This window comes from Marinobacter pelagius (genome assembly GCF_003315345.1).
In the GTDB taxonomy this organism is placed as follows: domain Bacteria; phylum Pseudomonadota; class Gammaproteobacteria; order Pseudomonadales; family Oleiphilaceae; genus Marinobacter; species Marinobacter pelagius_A.
Genome location: NZ_QNRO01000035.1, coordinates 1 through 22,205 on the forward strand (window position 1 = coordinate 1; position 22,205 = coordinate 22,205).

A 22,205-nucleotide genomic window follows, 5' to 3' on the forward strand; every position below is an offset into this window, starting at 1 on the left:
GAAGGTGGTTGTCGGGGACCAGCGATTCGAGACTGACCATCTCGAGTTCGTGTTGTTGCGGGGACGGCTCTTTGAGCATGGGGCAGCCTCTGAAAGTCGATACCCCAATTACAACAAACCCCCGCCGCGATGGCGAGGGTTTGTCAGCAATCTGAGGGCGGCCCGAGGGCCGCCCTTCTTTTTGTCCGGATGTGTATCGGCCTGAGCGGAAAGGTCAGGCCCAGTTGTCGGTCTTGCGGGTGGGCTTGAGCATCGGAATGATCAGTGCCAGCAGGACGCCACCGAAGACAAGACCGGCTCCCAGCAACATGAAGTCTGACTCCTTGCTGGCCTCCAGTCGCTCATTCTCGGCGGTCAGAACTTCCAGGTCGTTGCGAAGTTTCTGGTTCTCCGCATTCAGCTCGCGGTTCCTGCGATCCAGATTGATGGAGTCGGCAGCAATGCTCTTGATCCGCTGAAGCTCTTCCTGAAGTTCCTGCGAACGGTTGGACAGGTTGGATTCGGCGCTCTCAAGGGCGTTCCGCTCCTGTGTGACCTGCGCAAGCTGCTCCTTGACCTGGGTCAGTTCGGTCTTGGTCTGCTCCAACTCGCGGTTGGCTGCCTGGAGGCGGTCGGCGGCAATCGGCGTGTTGCTCAGATACTGGCTCGCCACCCAGCCCTCAGTGCCTTTGGGTGTGCGAACCCGGGTGAAACTGTCACCGGCTTCCAGGATTTCCAGCGGCGTACCGCTGGGAAGTGCGTTCTCGATGATCCGGTACTGGGTTCCGGCGCCCGAGCGGACCGGCAGGTAAAGTTTGTCATCAACCCAGACGGTTCTGGCCTGGGCGGCTGCGATAGATGATACGATAAACAACAGACTGATGATCAGGCGAAAAGGCGTCACGGAGTAAATTCCCAGAATTGGATAGTGAAAAACACCAGATATTAAAAGCGCAATTTTGTCACAGATGACCGGCTGTTCAAGCCGGTCACCATTACAATAAACTCATGCGCAGGCCGGCATCTCAGGGCAGCACCGCTTTGAAGGGCTTGACCGTCACTTTCTGATACACGCCGGCCTCGATATATGGGTCGGCATCGGCCCAGGCCTGAGCCGCCTCGAGCGAGTCAAATTCGGCCACTACGAGGCTGCCGGTAAACCCGGCTTCACCGGGCTCGGGGGTGTCGATGGCCGGATGCGGCCCGGCAACCAGTAACCGGCCTTCGGCTTTCAGAGCCTGCAGGCGCTCCAGATGGGCCGGGCGTGCAGACTGGCGAAGGGCAAGGCTGTTCTCGATATCTTCACTGATGATGGCGTAATACATGAAGCTCTCTCAACCGGTTAAGGAATTTTTGTGACTATACCCCAACCCCCGAATTTGTGCATTGATCTGCACTGCCACAGCACGGCCTCGGATGGTGCGCTGGCACCGGCGGACCTGGTTGCCCGTGCTGCCGAAAAAGGGGTGACACATCTGGCTCTTACCGATCACGATACCCTGAACGGCCTTCCGGAAGCGGCAAGGGCCGCAAGAGAATCCGGAATCACGCTGGTGTCCGGAATCGAGTTGTCCTGCCTCTGGAAAGGCCGGACGATCCATGTCGTCGGCCTGGATTTCGATCAGGAAGACCCTGCGTTCACTGCCAGGGTCGTACAGCAGACGGACAACCGCCGGGCGAGGGCGGCCATGATTGCCGAGCGGCTCCAGCGCCTGAAGGTGCCGGAGCTGTTGGAAAAGGCGACCGCCAAGGCCGGTGATGATGTGCCGGGCCGGCCCCATTTTGCCGAGGCGCTGATCGAGGCGGGTGTTGTCCGTAATGCCGCTCAGGCGTTCAAGCGGTACCTGGGTGCCGGAAAACCCGGCGATGTGCGCGCTTACTGGCCGGAGTTGCCGGAGGTGGTGCAGTGGATCACCGATGCCGGTGGTATTGCAGTGCTGGCACATCCACGGAAGTACAGACTGACCGCTACCAAGCTCCGGGAGCTGACCGCAGAGTTTCGCAGGGCCGGAGGGCAGGGCATCGAGGTGTCCACCTCGGGTCAGTCCAGCGGCGATCTCGGCTTTCTGGCGGAGCTGTGCCGGCGCAACGGGATGTGGGCATCCCAGGGCAGTGATTTCCACTTTCCGGGCGCTCCCTGGTGCGAACTGGGGAATATCATGAAAATGCCAGACGGGCTGGAGCCGGTCTGGCATCATTTTCAAGAACCTGCGGGTGTTACGGCTCCAGCTTAGTCCGGAGCGTGAAACAGCAGGTAGAGGTCGGTCAGTGAGTCCGGGATGGCGTCGGCCATCTGGCGGGACAGCTTGTCGCTGTTCCGGACCTTCTGGAAGTCCTCGTCGTCAAACAGGCCGGAGAGGGTCAGCATGGGAACCATGAGGTCTGCGGTTTCCTCTTCGCTCGCGGCGTCCAGCCACTCCTCCTCATGCTCCAGGAACGTTTCCACGAATCCTGCACACCAGTTCTCCAGTGCGTTCATCGGATCGCCGTCCTCCGGCTCCGGCAGCTCCAGGGCCTGTCCCATATCCAGGGCGTGGGCCATGTCCTTGGCCAGCTGGGTAACGCTGCGACGGAATACCTCGGGGATTTCGCCACCGGGCACCTGCTCGGTGCCGGTGGCGAGGCGGAAGATATCTTCCGCGCTCAGCTCAACCGGGCCGACGACGCTGGCGCAAACCACGCCGTGGAGCCCGAAAAAGTCCAGGGCGTCATCACCCCAGGGCTCCGCAAACAGGATGTCTTCCAGCGCTTCTATGTCGGAATTGGATAGCATTTATCAGTTACTCCCGGCCTTTTGGGCTTCTTCCGCCGCACGCTGACGGCGACGGACTTCACGTGGATCATTATAGGCCCGGCCCGGCGTTACCGGCAGGTCCAGTTCCGGCTTTCCGCTCTCACCCTGGAAAATCCGGGGTGCTTCGGACGCCTTCGGTTCCGGAGCGCTCTGCGCGGGTGCCTTGTCTTCCTTCGGCTTTTCAGCTTCGGGCTTGCTGGCGGACTTTGGCTCGGGCTCTTTGGCCTCTGCCTTCGCTTTCGGGGCCTGATCCTCGGGCTTCTCAGCCTGCGGGGCCTCCTTCTTCGGAGCGGTTACTTGCTCTTCCGCTTTGGGGCTCACCGCCTCAGGCTGTTTTTCTGTCTTCGGCTGATCTGCCTTTACCGGTTCGGCTTTGGATGCCTCGGCTTTGTCAGACTCGGCTTTCGCAGGCTCCTTTTTGGCGGTCTGCGGCTTGGGCTCTTCGGAGCCGGCTGCTTCCGGCTTGCGCTCCCCGGCCTTGGTTGCCTCTGCTTTGGCGGGCGTCTGTTTGGGCTCCTCGGCTTTGGCAACCTCCTGTTTGGGAGTTTTTGCTTCCGCCTTTGCAGGCTTTTCACCCTGATCCGCCTTCTCGGTCTTCTCGGCCTTGGCGGGTGCTTTCTGCTCTTCGGCCTTTCCAGGAGCTACGCCGGCTGCCGGACGGGATTCCTGCTTGGACTCCGGAGCTTTCTCCGGTGCAGATGACCGTGCTTCGGCCTTCTGCTCGGTGCCCTTGTCCGCAGTGACAGCTGCCTTTTCCGGCTCAGCCGCTTTCTCGGGCTGAGTGTCCTTCTGATGCTTGTCGCTGCGAGCGGTCTTGCGGTCTGACGGAGTGCTGGCAGGGGCCTCGGCCGGGGAGCCGTCCCGGTTACGCTGGCGGCGCGGCTTGCGGGGCTTGTCACCGCCGGAACCTTTCTGGGCAGTCTCCTTCTGCTCTTTGGGCGGCTGCTGATCCTTCTGGGGCTTGGCCTGCTGCTGATCCTTCTGGCTGCGGCTATCCTTCTGCTCGCGGTTGTCCTTCTGGTCACGCTGCGGACGGTTACGGCCCTGGCCGCGGCCCTTGTTGTCCTTGCGGCCTTCGGCACTCTTGTCCTGGCCCTTGTCACCACCCTGACGAGCCTGGCCGCCACGGTTCTGGTCATCGCTGCGTCCGCGGCCACGGCTACGGGTATCGTCACCGCGACCCTGCTGTTGGCCTTCCTGGCGACGATCACCACTGCGGTTGCCACCGGAGCGCTGGTCATCCCGGGCTACCCGGGACTTGCGACGATCCTGGGTTCTGCGGTCCTGGCGCTGCGGGCGTTTACTCTGTTCGCGTTCTTCGCCTTGCTGGCTCTCGCCGCCGAAGAAGCAGGCGATCTTGCGGCCGAGCCGACGGAAGAGACCTTCTTCCTGGGCCGCTGCCTCCGCCACAGTGGGCGTCGGAGTCGGCGCAGGTGCGGACGGCCTGATCGCCTTCACGGCAGCCTGTTCGCGTACCGGCTTTTCGGCGCTCGGCGCTTCAAAGATTTCCTCTTCGCGCTCGCTGTATTCCTGGGCCACCTGGTGGCTGGAGATGTGCTCGGGCGTGGTTTCGTCCTGGCGGAGACGCAGAATCTCGAAGTGGGGAGTTTCCATGTGCGGCACCGGAACCACCACGACCTGTACGTTCTGGCGTGACTCGATGTCGGCCAGCTGCTTGCGCTTCTCGTTCAGGAGGAAGGTGGCAACGGATACCGGCACGACGGCCCGGACCTCGCCGGTCTTCTCCTTGGAAGACTCCTCGTAGATCAGGCGCATGATGCTCAGGGCCAGGGATTCGATGCCACGAATGGTGCCCTGGCCCTCACAGCGCGGGCAGACCTCGCTGCGGGTCTCACCCAGGGATGGGCGCAGGCGCTGGCGGGACATTTCCAGCAGGCCGAAACGGGAGATTTTGCCGACCTGGACCCGTGCCCGGTCGATCTCCAGCGCTTCACGCATCTTCTGTTCCACTTCGCGCTGGTGCTTGGCCGGTGTCATGTCGATGAAGTCGATCACGATCAGGCCGCCCATATCCCGCAGGCGAAGCTGGCGGGCGATTTCTTCCGCCGCTTCCAGGTTGGTCTGCAGCGCGGTCTCCTCGATGTCATGGCCCTTGGTGGCGCGGGAGGAGTTGATGTCGATGGAAACCAGTGCCTCAGTGGGGTCGATCACGATCGAGCCGCCGGAGGGTAGCTTCACTTCACGCTGGAAGGCGGTTTCGATCTGGCCTTCGATCTGGTAACGGCTGAACAGCGGGATCTCGTCCTTGTACAGCTTGATCTTGTTCTCAAACGTGGGCATTACGGCGCGCACGAAGTTGAGCACGTCCTCGTAGACATTTGCCGCATCAATGAGCACTTCGCCGATATCCTGGCGGAGGTAATCCCGCACGGCGCGGATGATTACATTGCTTTCCTGGTGGATCAGGAAGGGGGCCTTTCGCTCGCCCGCGGCCTGGGTGATGGCTTCCCAGAACTGCACCAGATAGTCAAGATCCCACTGGAGTTCTTCAGTGGTACGACCGATCCCGGCAGTACGAACAATTATGCCCATGGCCTTGGGGACCTGGACATTGTTCATGGCTTCCTTGAGCTGGGCCCTTTCGTCACCCTCGATGCGGCGCGAAATGCCACCGGCACGGGGGTTGTTGGGCATCAGCACCAAATAACGGCCTGCCAGGGAAATGAAGGTGGTCAGGGCAGCGCCCTTGTTGCCGCGTTCTTCCTTGTCGACCTGGACAATGACTTCCTGGCCTTCGGAGACGACATCCTTGATGTTGATCTTGCCTTCGATCTGGCCCGGGGACTTCCTGAAGTACTCCTTGGAGATTTCCTTCAGGGGCAAGAAGCCGTGGCGCTCGGCGCCAAAGTCCACGAACGCAGCTTCCAGGCTGGGCTCCACACGGGTGATCCGACCCTTGTAGATGTTGGATTTTTTCTGCTCGCGGGAGCTGGATTCGATATCAAGGTCAAACAGACGCTGGCCATCGACCAGGGCTACGCGCAACTCTTCAGGATGAGTTGCATTGATGAGCATTCTTTTCATGGAAAGAAAGGGTTCCTGTCGTTTGGTTTTGACAGAAAACCAGGGGTTCGCATCAGCGAAGCGAAACGTGCGTGCCGCGGGCCTGTTACAACTGAGGCAGCCGGCGGCCAGACCGAATCAGACCCTTATGGGGCGCGATTCCATTGGTTCAGTACCACCGCCGACGGTCCTTCTGCCTGTTGGCATGGAGAGGTCGCATAGGGTGAATGTCTGTTGACGCATGTTATCCGTTTTCAGGTTCACACAGGTGCCTGGGTCTCACGTCGTATTTGTAAGCTGGACGGCCCGGCCTTGCGTGGCAATGATTCTTCGCGATGTCGCCCGTCGGTTTTCCGCACGGTTCCTGTTCTCCCGGTGGTTCCTGCCAGCCTTTCATCGGTCTGCGGAAGCGTATTCCGGAAGCATTTCCTGCGCCGTTCCCGGTATCTGATCGGGCGCCGGCGTTCAAACTCTCCGATAGTGTCGGTATACTTCTGCCGCTCCGGCTTCTGGCTCGAGTAGGCCAGGCCGTAGACAAACGGCAGAGCACGCCGGAATATAACAGTATTACAGTGGCTGTTCAATCCTCAAAACGCGTCGTCCGCAAGGAAATCCATGTCACGCAAGCCTGTTGCGAAAAAACACACCAGATCCCGCCAGCGACCACCGGCGCCATCCGTCAGAAATAATAAAGAAGGTGAAGGTGCTGCCACGCCGTCTTCCGGGGCAGGGCAGGAAGTGCGTCAGGGGGTCCAGTGGGTTACCGTTGATGAGGATAACGACGACCAGCGGGTGGATAATTTCCTGATGTCCCGGTTGCGGGGCGTACCGAGAAGTATCATTTACCGCATTGTTCGCAAGGGCGAAGTCCGCGTTAACAAGGGCCGGGTCAAACCGGATACGCGGCTGAGGACCGGTGATACCGTCCGTATCCCGCCGATTGTGCGCAAGGAGAAGCCGGAGCAGGTGAAGCCCGGGAGTCGGGTGCAGAGTGTCATGGAAGCGGCGGTCATTTTCGAGAATGAAACGATGCTCGTGGTGAACAAGCCGTCCGGTATTGCGGTCCATGGCGGTAGCGGGCTGAGTTTCGGTCTTATCGAGGTGCTCCGGTCGGCCCGGCCCGACAGTCGTTTTCTTGAGCTGGTGCACCGGCTGGATCGCGATACCTCCGGTCTGGTGATGATTGCCAAGAAGCGCTCGGCCCTGCGTTACCTGCAGGACGAGTTGCGTCAGAAGCGGGTGCGCAAGTTCTACCACGCCCTGGTCTCCGGAAGTTGGCCGGAAGGGGTGGATCGGGTGGATGAGCCCCTTCTGCGGTATGAGATGCCCAACGGGGAGCGCCGGGTTCGGGTCGACAAGGCGGGCAAGGCGTCGCTGACCACGTTCCGGTGTCTGGAGTGGTTTCAGGGTTACAGTCTGGTGGAGGCCTCGCCGGTGACCGGCCGGACCCACCAGATCCGGGTGCACAGTGCCTGGGCGGGTCATCCGATCGCGGGCGATGACAAGTATATGGATGAAGTGAGTATGAAGGCCTTCCGGTCTATTGGCGGGCAGCGACTGATGCTTCATGCCAGGGCCCTGGAATTCCGCCTGCCGGGCAGTGACGAGCCGATGCGGCTTGAAGCGCCCTACGACGAAGCTTTTGAGCGCGTGCTCCGGACCCTCGGGGCTCGCAATACAGGATCAGAGAAATGAAAGTAAAAGTAGTGATATTTGACTGGGACGGCACCCTGGTGGATTCCGTTGACCACATTGCCGACAGTCTGCACCAGGCGGCCACCGAGCTGGGCTATCCCGAGCTGGAGCGCGAGGCCTACCGGGATATTATCGGTCTGGGCATGGTCGAAGCGCTGGAGAAATTGTATCCGGGTATCTCCCGGGATGAGATGAATACGATCCGGGAGGGTTACGCCCGTTATTTTTTCAGCAAGGTGACTACCCCTCAGAATGTATTTGAGGGCATGGCCGAACTGGTTGCCGACCTGCGGGAGTTCGGGCGTAGCTGTTCGGTCGCCACCGGCAAGAGTCGCCGGGGGCTTGAAAGCGCGCTGGTCACCAGTGGTCTGGGTGAGCACTTCGAAATTACCCGGTGCGCCGATGAGACCCTCTCCAAGCCCGACCCTGCCATGTTGAAGGAAATTCTGGAATTTTATCGGATTGAGCCGTCCGAGGCGGTGATGATTGGCGATACCCGCTATGATCTTGAAATGGCTCGTCGTATCGGTATGCCCTCGATCGGTGTCGAATGGGGTGTACACAAGCGGGACGTGCTGGGGGAATACGATCCCCATGCCATCGTTGAATCAGTGCCGGATCTTCGTCGCATACTGGGACTCTGAGCCCGGTATTGCCAATGCAGTTGCTGACAGGATGTATGCATGAGTGAGTGGGATTCTGACAAGTCGCCGGAATGGGGTGATGAGCGTGCCAAAAAGTCTTCTGGCCGTTCGTGGCTGGGCAGGAAAGGGCCGGAGATGCCGCCGGAGAGTAATCGCGACTGGAAGCTGATCGAGAAGCTGGTCATGTCGCTCCAGGCGGAACAGCGTCGCAGTCGCCGCTGGGGGATCTTCTTCAAGTTCCTGACCTTCGCCTATCTTTTTGCGTTGCTGTTTTTGATCCGCTTTCCCTTCGGTGAAAGTCTGGACGCCGCGACCGGAGCCCACACCGCGGTGATCGAGATCAATGGCACCATCGCCGCAGACGAGCTGGCCAGCGCCGATAATATTATCGGTTCACTGCGTTCGGCATTCGAGGCCGAGTCGTCCAAAGCCGTGGTGCTACGAATCAACAGCGGCGGTGGAAGCCCGGTCCAGTCCGGCTACGTCTACGACGAAATCAAGCGCCTCCGGGAGGAGTATCCGGACAAGAAGGTCTACGCGGTCATTTCCGACATCGGTGCTTCCGGTGCTTATTACATTGCCGCGGCCGCGGATGAAATCTACGCCAACCGGGCCAGCCTGGTGGGCTCTATCGGTGTGATTGCCGGAGGCTTCGGCTTTACCGAGGTCATGGACAAGGTGGGCGTCGAGCGCCGGCTGTATACCGCCGGTGATAACAAGGCCTTCCTGGATCCCTTCTCACCGGAGAATGAGGAGGAGGTCCAGTTCTGGAACTCGGTGCTGGAGAATACCCATCGCCAGTTTATCGAGGCAGTAAAGCAGGGGCGGGGTGATCGCCTCGCCGACGATGAGCGGCTTTTCAGTGGTCTGGTCTGGAGCGGCGAGCAGGCGCTGGAGTTGGGGTTGATTGATGGCCTGGGCAGCACCTCCTCTGTCGCCCGGGAAGTTGTTGGTGCGGCGAAGCTGGTGGATTACAGCCACCGGAAATCCCCGCTCCAGGATTTTGTGGATCAACTGGGCGTTGCCTTTGGCGAGGGCTTTGCCGGCCAGCTGCTCGAATCCCGACTGGAATTGCGCTAAGGGCTGGTTAGTCCTCAAGTAGCGGGTTGCATCCCCAGTTCCGGAGCATCCCGTTGAGGGCGATCAGGGGCAGCCCGACGAGACTGTTGGGATCTCGCCCCTCCAGTCGGTCGAACAGGGTGATGCCCAGGCCTTCCACCTTGAAGCTGCCGGCGCAGTCATAGGGCTGCTCGCGGCTCAGGTAGCTCTCGATTTCCTCGCTGGACAGGGTCCGGAAGTGGGCCGTGAAAGGCTCGCAGATGAGCTGGCATTCGCCGCCATCCGCATCCAGCAGGCACAGGCCGGTCAGGAAAACCACTCTGTGCCCGCTGCTCTGGCGCAATTGCAGCACGGCCTGGGCGTGGTCGCCGGGCTTGTGGAGCAGGGTGCCGTCCGGCAGGCAGGCGACCTGGTCGGAGCCGATGATCCAGTGCCCGGGATATTTCGCTGTCAGGGCCCGGGCTTTGCTTTCGGCGAGTCGCCGGGCAAGGTCCTCCGCTGACTCACCGGGCCGGGGCGTTTCGTTGATGTCCGGGCTGGCGGTGGTGAAGGGCAGGGCCAGGCGCTCCAACAGGGCCTTGCGGTAGGGAGAGGACGAGGCCAGTAGCAGGGGTTTGGTCATTTCCGAGGTCCTTTTGTCGTTAAATACCCGTATCCCCATGGTAACCCGTGGCGAAATGGCAACGAAGTCTTTGACAGCGGCGGGCCTCGCCCCTAAAATTGCGCGCCTATGTCAAAAGCGTCAAACGCCGAGTTGCCCAAATCTGTTGACCCGTATCGGTTGGCGGAGCAGAACACCGTGCTGGAGGGAGTGATTCCTCTCAGTGCCTTGGCTCGTTTCAGGGAATCGGTCCTGGGGTTTGACGAGGGCGCTGCGTGCCGCGTCAGGCTGTCGTTTTCCATGGACAGCCAGCGCCGTCGCATCGTCTCGGGTGAGCTGGAAGCACCGGTGAATCTGGAATGCCAGCGGTGTATGGGGCCGATGGCCACTACGCTGACTTCCCGTTTTGTGCTGGGGCTGGTAACCAGTGACGAACAGGCGCAGCAGCTACCAAAAGAGCTTGAGCCGTTCCTGACCGATGAGTTCAGTGCGGATCTCTGGGCCATGGTAGAGGACGAGCTGTTGCTGGTGCTGCCGCCGTTCCCGCTTCACGATCGGAATGAATGTCCGGCCCGGGAAGATCTGGAAGCCCTTGAGCCCGATGCAGCTCCGGCCGAGCCGGCAGAGTCGGGCAAAGAGAATCCGTTCAGTGTGCTGGCGGATCTCAAGAAGACGAAGCATTAACCGGGCGCAGCCTCCGATCGGGAGTCGGCGCGTTACAATGAACACACGTTATTTTTACGTTAACAGGTCAGGAGCATAATCATGGCTGTACAGCAAAATCGTAAGACCCGTTCCAAGCGTGGCATGCGCCGTTCTCACGACGCTCTGAGCACTGCTGCTCTGTCCACCGATGCAACCACTGGTGAAGTTCATCGTCGTCACCACGTATCTCCGGACGGCTTTTACCGTGGTAAGCAGGTAATCGAAGCGCGCGACGAGTAATCTCGTTGCGACCAGTCACCGCCCAAGTGTCGGATGGAAAAACCGTGACTCCGGTTACCATCGCAATAGACGCTATGAGCGGTGACCGCGGGCCCGAGGTTGTGGTGTCCGCGGCACTGCTGGCAGTGCGTGAAAACGAAGCCTTGAGCATCATTCTGGTGGGTATCCGGAGTGAGCTCGAGGCTTTGTTGCGTGAGGGGCATGCCCGGATCCGGGTGGTCGAAGCGGCCGATGTGGTCCGGATGAACGAGCGCCCGTCCCATGCTCTGCGTCACAAGAAGAATTCCTCCATGGCCGTTGCCCTTGGCCTGGTCCGCGATGGTGAGGCCCAGGGGTGCGTCAGCGCCGGCAATACCGGTGCACTGATGGCCTTCGGTCGCTCCATCATCCGCATGTACCCGGGTATCGAGCGCCCGGCCATTGCCAAACTGATTCCTTCCCTGCGCGGCAAGTGCCATGTGCTGGATCTGGGCGCCAACGTCGATTCCACCGCCGAAAACCTTTACCAGTACGCGCTCATGGGCTCGCTGATGGCCTCGGCCATCTGTAGCCAGACCGAGCCGCGGGTTGCCCTGCTCAATGTCGGCGAGGAAGAGATCAAGGGTAACGAGCAGGTGCGCCTTGCCTCCCATATGCTGGCCCAGTGCGAAACCATCAATTACATCGGCTATGTGGAAGGCAGTGACTTGTTCCGGGATGTGGCCGATGTGGTGGTGTGCGATGGTTTCGTCGGTAACATCGCCCTGAAAACCGGTGAGGGTGTGGCGGGTCTGCTGATCGAACTGATGGAACAGGCCTTTACCCGTTCGCTGTACGGGCGTTTTGTGGGCCTGCTGGCGCGGCCGATCATCGGTCGGCTCCTGCAGTTGATGGATCCGTCCCGGCACAATGGTGCCAGTCTGCTCGGCCTTCAGGGCGTGGTGATCAAGAGTCATGGCAATGCCAATGAGCGCGCCATGCTGGCTGCTATCCGCCAGGCGGTCCGGGAGGTGCAACTGGAAGTCCCCCGCCGCATCAATGAAAGGCTGGACGATCTCATGCTCTGAGCCTGAGACTAAAGTCTGTCCCTGATCTGCCGTGCATTCGCGGATAATTGGCCTAACTTGTACTATTGGCTAATCTCCCGAAACCCTTCAATGACGATAAGATTCGCCCTATGAAATCAGCCTTTATTTTTCCCGGACAAGGGTCCCAGTCGGTCGGCATGCTCAGTGACGCTGCCGAAGCCTGGCCTATCATCAACAAGACCTTCGCTGAAGCCTCCAACGTGCTTGGTTACGATCTCTGGCACCTTTGCCAGAAAGGACCGGCCGAGGAGCTCAATCAGACCATGGTTACCCAGCCTGCGCTCCTGACCGCCAGTGTTGCCCTCTGGCGCCAGTGGTTTGTCGCCGGCGGTCGTGCGCCGAGCTTTGTTGCCGGTCACAGCCTGGGTGAGTACAGCGCTCTGGTCGCTGCCGAGAGCCTGGATTTCGTCGAGGCCGTCAAGCTGGTCCGCCTTCGGGGCGAGCTGATGCAGCAGGCGGTTCCTGCCGGCGAAGGCAAGATGGCTGCAATCCTCGGTCTTGATGACGCCGACGTGGTAGCTGCGTGCGAGAGCGCGGCCCAGGGCGACGTGGTCTCTGCAGTAAACTTCAACGCACCCGGGCAGGTCGTCATCGCCGGTTCTGCAGCTGCTGTCGACCGTGCCATTGAGATCTGTAAAGAGCAGGGCGCCCGTAAGGCCATGCCGCTGCCGGTCAGCGTTCCTTCTCACTGCGCATTGATGAAAGGTGCCGCTGAAGAGTTGGCCGAGGCGCTCAACGATGTGCGCTTTAACGATGCTGTCATTCCGGTGGTCCAGAATGTTCACGCGTCGGCTGAAACCGATGCTGACAAACTCAAGGCCAACCTCCTCAAGCAGCTTTATTCCCCGGTGCTCTGGACGGATTCCGTGCGCAAGCTGGCGTCTGAGGGCGTCGAGATGGCAGTGGAGTGTGGCACCGGAAAAGTTCTGGCCGGACTGATCAAGCGAATTGACCGTAGCCTCCCGGTTTACGGAATCGAGGATCCGGATTCACTGGCGAAGGCTCTGGAAGCTTTCGGCCAATCCTGACGAAAGGAGTCTTTCATGTCTTTGGAAGGTAAAGTTGCACTGGTGACCGGCGCAACCCGTGGCATTGGCAAGGCCATTGCCCAGGCGCTCGCGCAGCAGGGCGCTGAAGTTGTAGGTACCGCCACCAGTGAAGCGGGCGCCGAGTCTATTTCGAAGGCGTTTGCGGATGCCGGCCTGAAAGGTTACGGCATCGTCATGGATGTATCGGACCCGGAAAGTATAGAGTCTGGCCTCAAGGCGCTGACCGAAAAATCCGGTGCGCCCCAGATCCTGGTCAATAATGCCGGTATTACCCGGGACAACCTGCTGATGCGTTTGAAAGAAGACGACTGGACTTCGGTTCTCGAGACCAACCTGTCCAGCGTGTACCGCACCAGCAAAGCGGTCCTTCGTGGCATGGCCAAGGCCAAGTGGGGACGTATCATCAACATCAGTTCCGTGGTTGCCGGTATGGGCAATCCGGGGCAGGGCAACTACTGCGCTGCCAAGGCCGGTGTTGAAGGCTTTACCCGCAGTCTGGCCAAGGAAATGTCGAACCGGGGCATCACCGCCAACTGTGTGGCGCCCGGCTTTATCGACACGGATATGACCAAAAAACTGGACGACAAGCAGCGCGAGGCTATGCTGGAAATCATACCCGCCGGTCGTCTGGGTGAGCCGGAGGAAGTGGCCGCAGTGGTGGCTTTCCTGGCGTCGGATGCAGCCGCTTACGTGACGGGTGAGACCATTCACGTGAACGGCGGAATGTACATGGGATAAGCCCCGAATCCGGGGCTTCTGCGCAACTCCTTGTCGCGCAACATGTTTGACTGAGTCCCTGCTTGTTTGCAGGTAGGGTTTAATCTAAACTGGCAGCACTTGAGTTGCTTGGTTGACACACAAAGTGAGGACATTATGAGTACAGTTGAAGAGCGCGTGAAGAAGATCGTTTGTGAACAGTTGGGCGTTAAAGAGTCCGAAGTTCAGAACACATCTTCTTTTGTAGAGGATCTTGGCGCTGACTCACTGGACACTGTTGAGCTGGTTATGGCCCTGGAAGAGGAATTCGAAACCGAGATTCCTGACGAAGAGGCCGAAAAGCTGGGCACTGTTCAGGACGCGATCGACTACATCGTCGCGCACACCTGATACTCTGCGATTAAGTAAGCCAGGCAAAAAGCCGTCCTTGTGAAATATCGGGGGACGGCTTTTTTATTGGCTGAATTTCAGGTTCAATCGGCGTTCTGTTTTTCCACGGACAAGATCAGGTGCAAGAGGATATGAGTAAACGACGGGTTGTCATCACGGGTATGGGCATGCTCTCCCCGGTCGGTAATGATGTGCAGAGCTCCTGGGATGCTATCAAGGCCGGACGCAGCGGAATCGGCATGATCGACCGTTTTGATGCCTCCGGGTACAACACCCGGATTGGCGGGTCGGTCAAGGATCTGGATATCAGCCAGTACCTGTCCACCAAGGATGCCCGGAAACTCGACGCCTTTATCCATTACGGACTGATCGCCGCCCAGCAGGCAGTTGATGACAGCGGTCTCGAGCAATATGACGCGCTCGACCGGGATCGGGTGGGTGTTGCCATCGGCTCCGGTATCGGGGGCCTCGAATTTATTGAGAAGAGCGTCATCCAGATGGAGAAGTCCGGGCCCCGGAAAGTCTCTCCATTCTTTGTGCCTGCGTCCGTCATCAACATGGTGTCGGGTAATACTGCCATTCGATTCGGTTACCGTGGCCCCAACATTTCTATTGTGACCGCCTGTACCACCGGCACCCACAATATCGGCTATGCCGCCCGGACCATTGCCTATGGGGACGCGGACGTCATGCTGGCCGGTGGTTCCGAGATGGCGACCACGCGGACCGGTGTTGCCGCGTTTTCCGCCGCAAGGGCTCTCTCCACCCGTAATGACGACCCGGAAAAGGCCAGTCGACCCTGGGATCGGGATCGGGACGGTTTTGTCCTGAGCGACGGTTCCGGCGTGCTGGTGCTTGAGGACCTGGAGCATGCCCGGAATCGTGGGGCGACCATTTATGGCGAAGTGATCGGCTTCGGTATGAGTGACGACGCCTTCCACATCACCGCGCCGCCGGAGTCTGGCGAGGGCGCAGCCCGGTCCATGCAGAATGCCATCCGCGATGCCGGCCTTGATCCGGAAGCGGTTGATTACATCAATGCCCATGGCACATCCACACAGGTGGGTGATGTTGCCGAGGTCAAAGCCGTCAGAAGTGTGTTTGGCACTCACTCCGAAAAGCTTGCCATGAGCAGCACCAAGTCCATGACTGGCCACCTGCTGGGTGCAGCGGGCGCGGTCGAAGCCATCTTCTCGGTCCTGGCCTTGCGGGAGGGCATCCTGCCGCCGACCATCAACCTGGACAACCCCGATGAGGGCTGCGATCTGGACCTGGTTCCCAATGAGTGCCGCAAGGCGGATCTGCAAGTAGCCTTGTCGAACTCCTTCGGCTTTGGTGGTACCAACGGAACACTGATCTTCCGTCGCTACGAGGACTGATCACGTATGCTGGCGGTGTTCTGGGCGGAAGAGGGCGGCCTGCCTGCTAACGACCGCGGCCTGGCCTACGGCGACGGCCTGTTTGAAACCATTCTTATGGTCGGTGTCCGGGGTACCCTGGTAGGCTATCACCTGGACCGACTGGTCCGGGATGCCGGAAGACTCGGTATTCCGGTGACCAGGGCAGAGGTGCAGGACGTCTATGCCCGTGCCGCCAGCCATTATGGCAGCGCCCGGGCCGATACCCACTGGGTACTCAAACTGATCCTGACCCGTGGCGCCGGGGGGCGCGGTTACCGCCCTGACCCGGAGATGACGCCGAATCTGCTGGTTTCCGCCAGTGCGGCACCGCCTGGTATTCCCTCCGATGGTGTTACAGTCGCCTATTCCCGAATTCCCCTGACCATCAATCCACTGTTCGCCGGTATCAAGTCCCTGAACCGTCTGGAGCAGGTAATGGCTGCGAAGGAGTTGAGCGGGGATGTCTTCGAAGTCCTGCAGTCCAGCCGTGAAGGCGATCTGGTGGAAGGAACCCGGACGAACCTGTTGCTGCACACCACAGAGGGCTGGATTACCCCGCCCCGGGCTTCGCTGGCGGTTGCCGGAGTCATGCGTGACTGGGTGTTGGAGCGGCTCGAGGCCAGGGGCGAAATCGTAATTGAGCGCCCGCTGTTGGCGGAAGATGTCACGGGGCCGGGATGCCGGGCCTTCTATCTGCTGAACAGCGTCCTCGGAGTGGTTACGGTTCGCAATCTTGCCGGTCAGGATTTGCCTGTCGATAGCGGACTTGCGACAATCTGCGATCCGCTCGAAACACTGGAATAAGTCCTTTGCTCAAGAAGTTACTGATTGTTTGCATATCTCTCTCCGTGCTGCTTGCCGCTGGAACCGGCCTTTGGTTCTGGCAGGGGCTGAAAACCCTCGAGGAACCGGTGAGCCTTGAGGAACCGGTGCTGTTCAATGTGCCGGCAGGAACCGCCTTTAATCAGGTCGCGGAACAGCTCGAAGGCGAAGGCCTCGTCGCCAGGAGTCTCTGGCTGAAATTGCATGGCCGCCTGCATCCGGAGCAGGCCCGAATCAAGGCTGGCGAATATGAGTTCACCGATGGCATGTCTGTAAAGGACATGGTTGAAACCATGGTGGCCGGTGATATCAAACATTGGAGTATCCAGTTCATCGAGGGCTGGACGTTCAAGGATATGAGGGCCGCGCTGGCCAGTGCTGAAAGGCTCCGTCAGGAAACCGCGGACTGGAGTAACGAGGAAATCATGGCGGCGATGGGCGCCGAGGGTGAGCACCCAGAGGGCCGTTTCTTCCCCGATACCTACCTGTTTGCCAGCCGTGATTCCGACCTGGATCTCCTGAAGCGCTCCTTTAAACGGATGGAAGCCGTTCTGGCGGAAGAATGGGAAAATCGCGAGGAGGGGCTGCCCTACGATACGCCCTACGAGGCCCTGATCATGGCTTCGATTGTCGAGCGGGAGACCGGTGTACCCCACGAACGGGACGAAGTGGCCGGGGTCTTTGTGCGGCGTCTGGAGAAGGGCATGCGACTGCAAACGGATCCGACCGTGATCTACGGAATGGGGGATAAGTACCAGGGGCGGATCGGTAGCAAGGATCTGCGCACCTACACTCCCTACAACACCTACCGGATTGATGGTCTGCCGCCGACTCCCATTGCTCTTCCGGGGCAGGAAGCTATCCATGCGGCCTTGCACCCGAAAGAAGGGGATTCCCTGTATTTTGTTGCCCGTGGTGATGGCACTCACAAGTTCTCGAGAACCCTTGCCGAGCATCAGAAGGCGGTCCGGGAATTCCAGCTTAATCGCCGTGACGATTACCGGTCGTCTCCGCCGCCCGAAGATGCCGGAGATGCCAGTCAGGAGCAGAGCCAGTGAAGCGGGGTCAGTTCATTACCTTTGAAGGTACCGAGGGCGTCGGCAAGTCCACCCAGCTGGCCAATGCCGCCGAGGTGCTGCGCTCCGAAGGCATCGATGTGGTTGTCACCCGGGAGCCGGGCGGCACACCCATGGCCGAAGCGATTCGTGAGCTGCTGCTCGCGCCCCGGGATGAACCGGTGCACGAACTGACCGAGCTTCTTCTGATGTTCGCGGCCCGTGCCCAGCACCTGCATACCCGGATTTTGCCGGCACTGGAGGCGGGGCAGTGGGTGCTCTGCGATCGCTTTACCGACGCGACCTTTGCCTATCAGGGTGGCGGCCGGGGCGTGTCGAAAGAGCATATCGGCCAGCTGGAGAACCTTGTTCAGGGCAATGTCCGTCCGGACCATATCATTCTGCTGGACGCGCCGGTGGAAACGGGTATGGCAAGGGCTCGTCACCGGGGCGAGCTGGATCGGTTTGAGCAGGAGGCCGTATCCTTCTTCCAGCGCATTCGCGACACCTATCTTGAACGTGCCGGCAATGCCCCGGACCGGTACCACCGCATTAATGCCGCAGCGCCGTTGGCGGACGTCACTGGGCAGGTTGCCAGCCTTGTCCGTTCCCTGGTCGCTGCCTCCCGCTGAAACGCACGGAGCAGGCGTGGCCGAAACTGCCTGTTTCGTGCACTTTCTGCCCGGATCTGCTTTAATTGAGTGACATTCTCAGTTAGAACCGTTGTCATCATGCTTGACGCTCGCCTGTTAAAGCTGCCTATCGCATCGCACCAGCACCGTCACGAGCACCACCAGGTGGTTGTTGGCGTCCGGGGTGAGGCTGACCTGAGCGTTGACGGCAACGGTTCCCACCTGGACACCTGGAAAGCCTGCCTGGTGCCCACCGAAGCAAGGCACGACTACTGCGGCGACAACCAGAACCATGTTCTGGTGATCAACCTCGATCCCTACATGCCGGCGCTGAATACTCCGGCCCATCGGGATTATGAACATCTGGCGCCGTTGTTCGAGCGGCCACGGACGCTGGAGATGGATAACCGGCTTCAGGGCCTTGTCCAGTTTGCCGCCGGCGAGTTCGATCGGGCTCCCGACAACGACGGCATGAAGCGCCACCTGGCCGCAAGTATTCTCCACTGCATGGCTGAGAGACTGAAGGACACCCGTGAGGTAACCGCTAACCGGAATACCATCAGTCCTGAGGTAATCCGCCGCTACATCATGGAGAACCTGCATCGGAAGATCCGGGTGGAGGATCTGGCCGGCGTGGCCTGCCTGAGTGTCAGCCGGTTCCACGAGATGTTTCGTGAGGTCACTGGCGTTACCCCACATCAGTTCTTGTTACAGACCCGCATTGATCAGGCTGTGCAGCTTCTGGTTTCCACATCGTTGTCGGTGTCGGAGGTCAGTTATCGCACAGGCTTCTCTTCCCAGAGCGCCCTCACCAACACCCTGCGCAAACACAAGGGAACGACCCCTTCGAAACTGCGATTTGGCGAAAAAGTCGCCTGAATTTGTAAAAAACTGGCTGTTTCGGACGTTTTTGCAAAAGAATCGTAGGATTTTGTAAGCCGTAGATCCGTAGTAATACTAACTTATACCCTCAATGAACTGCCGTCAGGACGCAGCGGCTTCTTTACAACAAGGATAAATGGTCGACCGGTACGCGTACCGGTTTTTTTCAGGGGCGCTCAGATGTTTCAAGCGAGCAGGGTATTAGAGCCGGTTTTTCAGGAGCAGCCGAGAGCGTTTTTCTGGCATGCCCTGACCGCCAACTATGCCGTGGATGAGTCCGTCTACCTGAATGAGCTGATTCCCCTTGCCCAGAGCGATACCGCCGAACACCGGGCGGTCACCGCCACCGCAACCGACCTGATCCGTAAGGTCCGGGAGCAGGACGATGCGGTCCACATGGTTGATGCACTGCTTCAGCAATACAGCCTCGACACCGAAGAGGGTATTCTGTTGATGTGCCTGGCCGAGGCGTTGATGCGCATCCCTGACAAGCATACGGCCGATGCGCTCATTGAAGACAAGATGTCCGTTGCGGACTGGAACAGCTACGTAGGCCGCAGTGAATCCACCCTGGTGAATGCGTCTACCTGGGGGCTGTTGCTGACCGGCCGCGTGGTCAGAATGGACAAACGCCTGGATGGCTCGCCCTCCAATATCTGGAAGCGGCTGGTCAAGCGCAGTGGTGAACCGGTTATCCGCAGCGCCATGTACAGGGCCATGGCGATCATGGGCAAACAGTTCGTGCTTGGCCGTGATATCGACGAGGCGTTGAAGAACGCTCGTGAGTACCGGGAGCTTGGCTACACCTACTCCTTTGACATGCTCGGTGAAGCGGCGCTGACCGGAGAGGATGCCGGCCGCTACCTCAAGGATTATCTCGGAGCTATCGAAGCCGTCGGCCATGACAGCTACCCCGGCAACGGAGCCCCGCGGCCGTCGATCTCGATCAAGCTCTCCGCCTTGCATCCCCGCTACGAAGTGGCCCAGGAACACAGGGTGATGGAGGAGCTTTACGGTACGGTGTGTGAGCTGATCGCGGTCGCCCGTCAGAACAATGTAGCCATCACCATCGATGCCGAGGAAATGGACCGACTGGAGCTGTCACTGAAACTTTTCGAGAAGGTCTACTGCTCGGAAGCCGTCAGGGGCTGGAGTGGCTTCGGCATGGTGATCCAGGCCTATTCCAAGCGTGCCTTGCCTGCACTGTGCTGGCTGACGAAGCTGGCCAAGGAGCAGGGCGACGAGATTCCCATTCGCCTCGTCAAGGGAGCGTACTGGGATACAGAGATCAAGATCTGCCAGCAGTTGGGGTTGGAAGGCTACCCGGTCTTTACCCGGAAGGAGGCGACGGATACCTCCTACCTGGCCTGCCTGCGTTACCTGCTCAGTGACTACACTCGAGGGGCACTGTACCCACAGCTGGCGAGCCACAATGCCCATACCGTGGCCTCGGCCCTGGCCATGGCCCGCAACAAGGGCAGGGAGTTCGAATTCCAGCGCCTGCACGGTATGGGGGATGCCCTCTACAACAGCATCCTGCGGGAGCACGACATTCCGGTACGGATTTATGCCCCGGTCGGAGCGCATAAGGATCTGTTGCCCTACCTGGTGCGTCGGCTTCTTGAGAATGGCGCCAACTCGTCTTTCGTGCATCGGTTGGTGGATGCCGAGACGCCGGTGGAAGCGCTGGTCCTGAATCCGGTCCAGGAGTTGCAGAAATATCCTGCACTGGCCAATGACCGGATTTCGCTACCCGAAGGCATCTATGGGGGTGAAAGGACCAATTCCCGTGGCCTGAATACCCATGCAGAGGCGCATCTGGAGCCGCTGCTCAGTCGGCTGGGGCAGTGGGCCGGTACCAGCTGGCATGCCGGCCCGGTGATCCGGGGCACCCGGGTACTCGATGGGCAGCGCAAGGAAGTGTGTTCACCCTACGACGTCTCAAAAAGCCCGGGAACCGTGGTTTGGGCTGGCAGGGACCAGGCCGAAGAGGCATTGGCCACGGCTGAAGCGGGTTTCCGGACATGGAACGAGCGGCCGGTTGCCGAGCGCTCCCGGCATCTGGAGAAGTACGCGGATCTGCTCGAGCAGAACATGGAAGAACTGATGGCGATCTGCTGTCGCGAGGCGGGCAAGACCATCCAGGACGGTATCGACGAGGTCCGCGAGGCGGTGGATTTCTGCCGCTACTACGCGATTCAGGGTCGTGCTCGTTTTGGCAGCCCGATTGCTCTGCCGGGCCCGACTGGCGAGAGCAATGAACTGTATATGGAAGGCCGGGGCGTCTTCCTGTGCATCAGTCCATGGAATTTTCCGCTGGCCATCTTCACCGGCCAGATCATGGCGGCCCTGGTGGCCGGGAATACCGTGATTGCCAAGCCGGCGGAGCAGGCCAGCCTGGTTGCCTACCGGGCAGTGGAGCTGATGCTTGAGGCGGGGTTCCCGCCGGATGTGATTCAACTGTTACCCGGTGATGGCGAAGAACTTGGCGGCATACTGCCCCCGGACCCCAGGATTGCCGGCATCGCCTTCACCGGATCTACACAGGTTGCCCATCTGCTGAACCGGACACTGGCCGGTCGGGATGGGGCAATCGTGCCCCTGATCGCCGAGACCGGGGGGCAGAACGCCATGATCGTGGACAGCAGTGCGCTCCCCGAACAGGTGGTGCGCGATGTGTTGCAGTCCGCCTTCGCCAGTGCCGGGCAGCGCTGCTCGGCACTGCGGGTGCTGTATCTCCAGACCGATGTAGCGGATCGTATGGAGACGATGCTCGCCGGTGCCATGCAGCAGTTATCCGTTGGCAACCCGGAGCTGCACCGCACCGATGTTGGCCCTGTAATTGATAGGGCAGCGAAGCAGGCGCTCCAGGCACATCTCGATGAACTGGACCGGAGCGCACGGCTGATTGCCAGGACTCCGCTGCCGTCCATCTGCGAGTCCGGTCATTTCATTGCCCCGTCCGCCTATGGCATTGAAAGCATAAAAGATTTGAAAAACGAGCACTTTGGGCCGATTCTTCATGTAGTTCGTTACGATTCCGAGCGGCTGGATGAGGTCATCGACGAAATCAACGGTAGCGGGTACGGACTGACGCTGGGTATTCATAGCCGGAGCGAGTCCACCGCGGCGTACATCGAACAGCGGGTGAAAGTGGGTAATACCTACGTCAACCGCAATCAGATCGGAGCAGTGGTGGGGGTTCAGCCCTTCGGCGGCCGTGGTCTGTCCGGTACCGGACCCAAGGCTGGTGGCCCCCATTACCTGCAGCGTTTTGCAACAGAGCGCACAAGAACGGTCAATACCACAGCAGTCGGGGGCAATGCGTCGTTGCTGTCGCTGGGTATTGAAAAGGTGGGTATACGGATTTAATGGTTGATGGGGCACCTTCACCCCATCAATCTGATACCACCCTCAGATGGTTGATAGATCGACTCCGTAGTTGAGTTC

Annotated in this window: 21 protein-coding genes; 16 read left to right on the forward strand and 5 right to left on the reverse strand. The window is 59.9% G+C overall.

The window, feature by feature from the left end; all coding sequences use genetic code 11:
* Positions 1 to 214: 214 nt before the first annotated feature.
* Positions 215 to 883 carry a TIGR04211 family SH3 domain-containing protein gene (locus DET50_RS18750; RefSeq protein WP_113864235.1) on the reverse strand — a complete coding sequence of 223 codons (669 nt, stop codon included), beginning with the start codon at positions 881 to 883 and terminating at the stop codon, positions 215 to 217.
* A gap of 121 nt (positions 884 to 1,004) precedes the next feature.
* Positions 1,005 to 1,304: a YciI family protein gene (locus DET50_RS18755; protein ID WP_113864236.1), complete on the reverse strand. Its 300-nt coding sequence runs from the start codon at positions 1,302 to 1,304 to the stop codon at positions 1,005 to 1,007.
* 30 nt (positions 1,305 to 1,334) lie between these two features.
* On the opposite strand from DET50_RS18755, the gene DET50_RS18760 reads away from it, so the two are divergent.
* The gene (locus tag DET50_RS18760) at positions 1,335 to 2,213 is read left to right on the forward strand and encodes a PHP domain-containing protein (RefSeq protein ID WP_113864237.1); all 879 of its coding nucleotides are present in this window, start codon (positions 1,335 to 1,337) and stop codon (positions 2,211 to 2,213) included.
* On the opposite strand, the gene DET50_RS18765 is transcribed toward DET50_RS18760, so the two are convergent.
* Entirely contained in the window at positions 2,210 to 2,752 is a 543-nt protein-coding gene (locus DET50_RS18765) for a YecA/YgfB family protein (RefSeq protein WP_092000179.1), read from the reverse strand. The genes DET50_RS18760 and DET50_RS18765 overlap by 4 nt on opposite strands.
* Positions 2,753 to 2,755: 3 nt before the next feature.
* Positions 2,756 to 5,818: a ribonuclease E gene (gene rne / locus DET50_RS18770; RefSeq protein ID WP_113864238.1), complete on the reverse strand. Its 3,063-nt coding sequence runs from the start codon at positions 5,816 to 5,818 to the stop codon at positions 2,756 to 2,758.
* Positions 5,819 to 6,412: 594 nt separating this feature from the next.
* On the opposite strand from rne, the gene rluC reads away from it, so the two are divergent.
* From rluC to DET50_RS18785, 3 genes are read left to right on the forward strand one after another with little or no spacing between them, the layout of a single operon-like run.
* Positions 6,413 to 7,492: a 23S rRNA pseudouridine(955/2504/2580) synthase RluC gene (gene rluC / locus DET50_RS18775; protein ID WP_113864239.1), complete on the forward strand. Its 1,080-nt coding sequence runs from the start codon at positions 6,413 to 6,415 to the stop codon at positions 7,490 to 7,492.
* The gene (locus tag DET50_RS18780) at positions 7,489 to 8,136 is read left to right on the forward strand and encodes an HAD family hydrolase (RefSeq protein WP_113864240.1); all 648 of its coding nucleotides are present in this window, start codon (positions 7,489 to 7,491) and stop codon (positions 8,134 to 8,136) included. Before rluC ends, DET50_RS18780 begins: the two co-directional genes overlap by 4 nt.
* 39 nt (positions 8,137 to 8,175) lie before the next feature.
* On the forward strand, positions 8,176 to 9,216 hold the full coding sequence (locus DET50_RS18785; RefSeq protein ID WP_113864241.1) for a S49 family peptidase: 1,041 nt from the start codon (positions 8,176 to 8,178) through the stop codon (positions 9,214 to 9,216).
* A 7-nt stretch (positions 9,217 to 9,223) separates the two neighbouring features.
* Here the strand turns inward: DET50_RS18785 and DET50_RS18790 are convergent, their stop codons facing one another.
* Positions 9,224 to 9,817 carry a Maf family protein gene (locus tag DET50_RS18790; protein ID WP_113864242.1) on the reverse strand — a complete coding sequence of 198 codons (594 nt, stop codon included), beginning with the start codon at positions 9,815 to 9,817 and terminating at the stop codon, positions 9,224 to 9,226.
* Positions 9,818 to 9,925: 108 nt separating this feature from the next.
* On the opposite strand from DET50_RS18790, the gene DET50_RS18795 reads away from it, so the two are divergent.
* The 12 genes from DET50_RS18795 (at position 9,926) to putA (ending at position 22,127) form a co-directional block, all read left to right on the forward strand.
* Entirely contained in the window at positions 9,926 to 10,480 is a 555-nt protein-coding gene (locus DET50_RS18795) for a YceD family protein (protein WP_113864243.1), read from the forward strand.
* Between the two features lie 81 nt (positions 10,481 to 10,561).
* Positions 10,562 to 10,741, forward strand: a complete 180-nt coding sequence (gene rpmF, locus DET50_RS18800) for a 50S ribosomal protein L32 (RefSeq protein WP_048495018.1) — start codon at positions 10,562 to 10,564, stop codon at positions 10,739 to 10,741.
* A 44-nt stretch (positions 10,742 to 10,785) separates the two neighbouring features.
* Entirely contained in the window at positions 10,786 to 11,787 is a 1,002-nt protein-coding gene (plsX, locus tag DET50_RS18805) for a phosphate acyltransferase PlsX (RefSeq protein ID WP_404932758.1), read from the forward strand.
* 110 nt (positions 11,788 to 11,897) lie between these two features.
* Positions 11,898 to 12,836, forward strand: coding sequence for an ACP S-malonyltransferase (gene fabD / locus DET50_RS18810; protein ID WP_113864244.1), 939 nt, complete (start codon positions 11,898 to 11,900; stop codon positions 12,834 to 12,836).
* Between the two features lie 15 nt (positions 12,837 to 12,851).
* Positions 12,852 to 13,595, forward strand: coding sequence for a 3-oxoacyl-ACP reductase FabG (gene fabG, locus DET50_RS18815; protein ID WP_092000151.1), 744 nt, complete (start codon positions 12,852 to 12,854; stop codon positions 13,593 to 13,595).
* A gap of 135 nt (positions 13,596 to 13,730) precedes the next feature.
* The gene (gene acpP, locus DET50_RS18820) at positions 13,731 to 13,964 is read left to right on the forward strand and encodes an acyl carrier protein (RefSeq protein ID WP_008938713.1); all 234 of its coding nucleotides are present in this window, start codon (positions 13,731 to 13,733) and stop codon (positions 13,962 to 13,964) included.
* A gap of 131 nt (positions 13,965 to 14,095) precedes the next feature.
* The gene (gene fabF, locus DET50_RS18825; protein ID WP_113864245.1) at positions 14,096 to 15,343 is read left to right on the forward strand and encodes a beta-ketoacyl-ACP synthase II; all 1,248 of its coding nucleotides are present in this window, start codon (positions 14,096 to 14,098) and stop codon (positions 15,341 to 15,343) included.
* A gap of 6 nt (positions 15,344 to 15,349) precedes the next feature.
* Positions 15,350 to 16,168 carry an aminotransferase class IV gene (locus tag DET50_RS18830; protein ID WP_113864246.1) on the forward strand — a complete coding sequence of 273 codons (819 nt, stop codon included), beginning with the start codon at positions 15,350 to 15,352 and terminating at the stop codon, positions 16,166 to 16,168.
* Between the two features lie 5 nt (positions 16,169 to 16,173).
* Positions 16,174 to 17,244: an endolytic transglycosylase MltG gene (mltG, locus tag DET50_RS18835; protein ID WP_113864247.1), complete on the forward strand. Its 1,071-nt coding sequence runs from the start codon at positions 16,174 to 16,176 to the stop codon at positions 17,242 to 17,244.
* Entirely contained in the window at positions 17,241 to 17,873 is a 633-nt protein-coding gene (gene tmk / locus DET50_RS18840) for a dTMP kinase (protein WP_113864248.1), read from the forward strand. The genes mltG and tmk overlap by 4 nt, the downstream gene beginning before the upstream one ends.
* 99 nt (positions 17,874 to 17,972) lie before the next feature.
* Positions 17,973 to 18,752, forward strand: coding sequence for an AraC family transcriptional regulator (locus DET50_RS18845; protein WP_113864249.1), 780 nt, complete (start codon positions 17,973 to 17,975; stop codon positions 18,750 to 18,752).
* A 183-nt stretch (positions 18,753 to 18,935) separates the two neighbouring features.
* A complete protein-coding gene (gene putA / locus DET50_RS18850; RefSeq protein ID WP_113864250.1) occupies positions 18,936 to 22,127 on the forward strand; it encodes a bifunctional proline dehydrogenase/L-glutamate gamma-semialdehyde dehydrogenase PutA in 3,192 nt (1,063 codons plus the stop codon).
* Positions 22,128 to 22,205 lie beyond the last annotated feature (78 nt).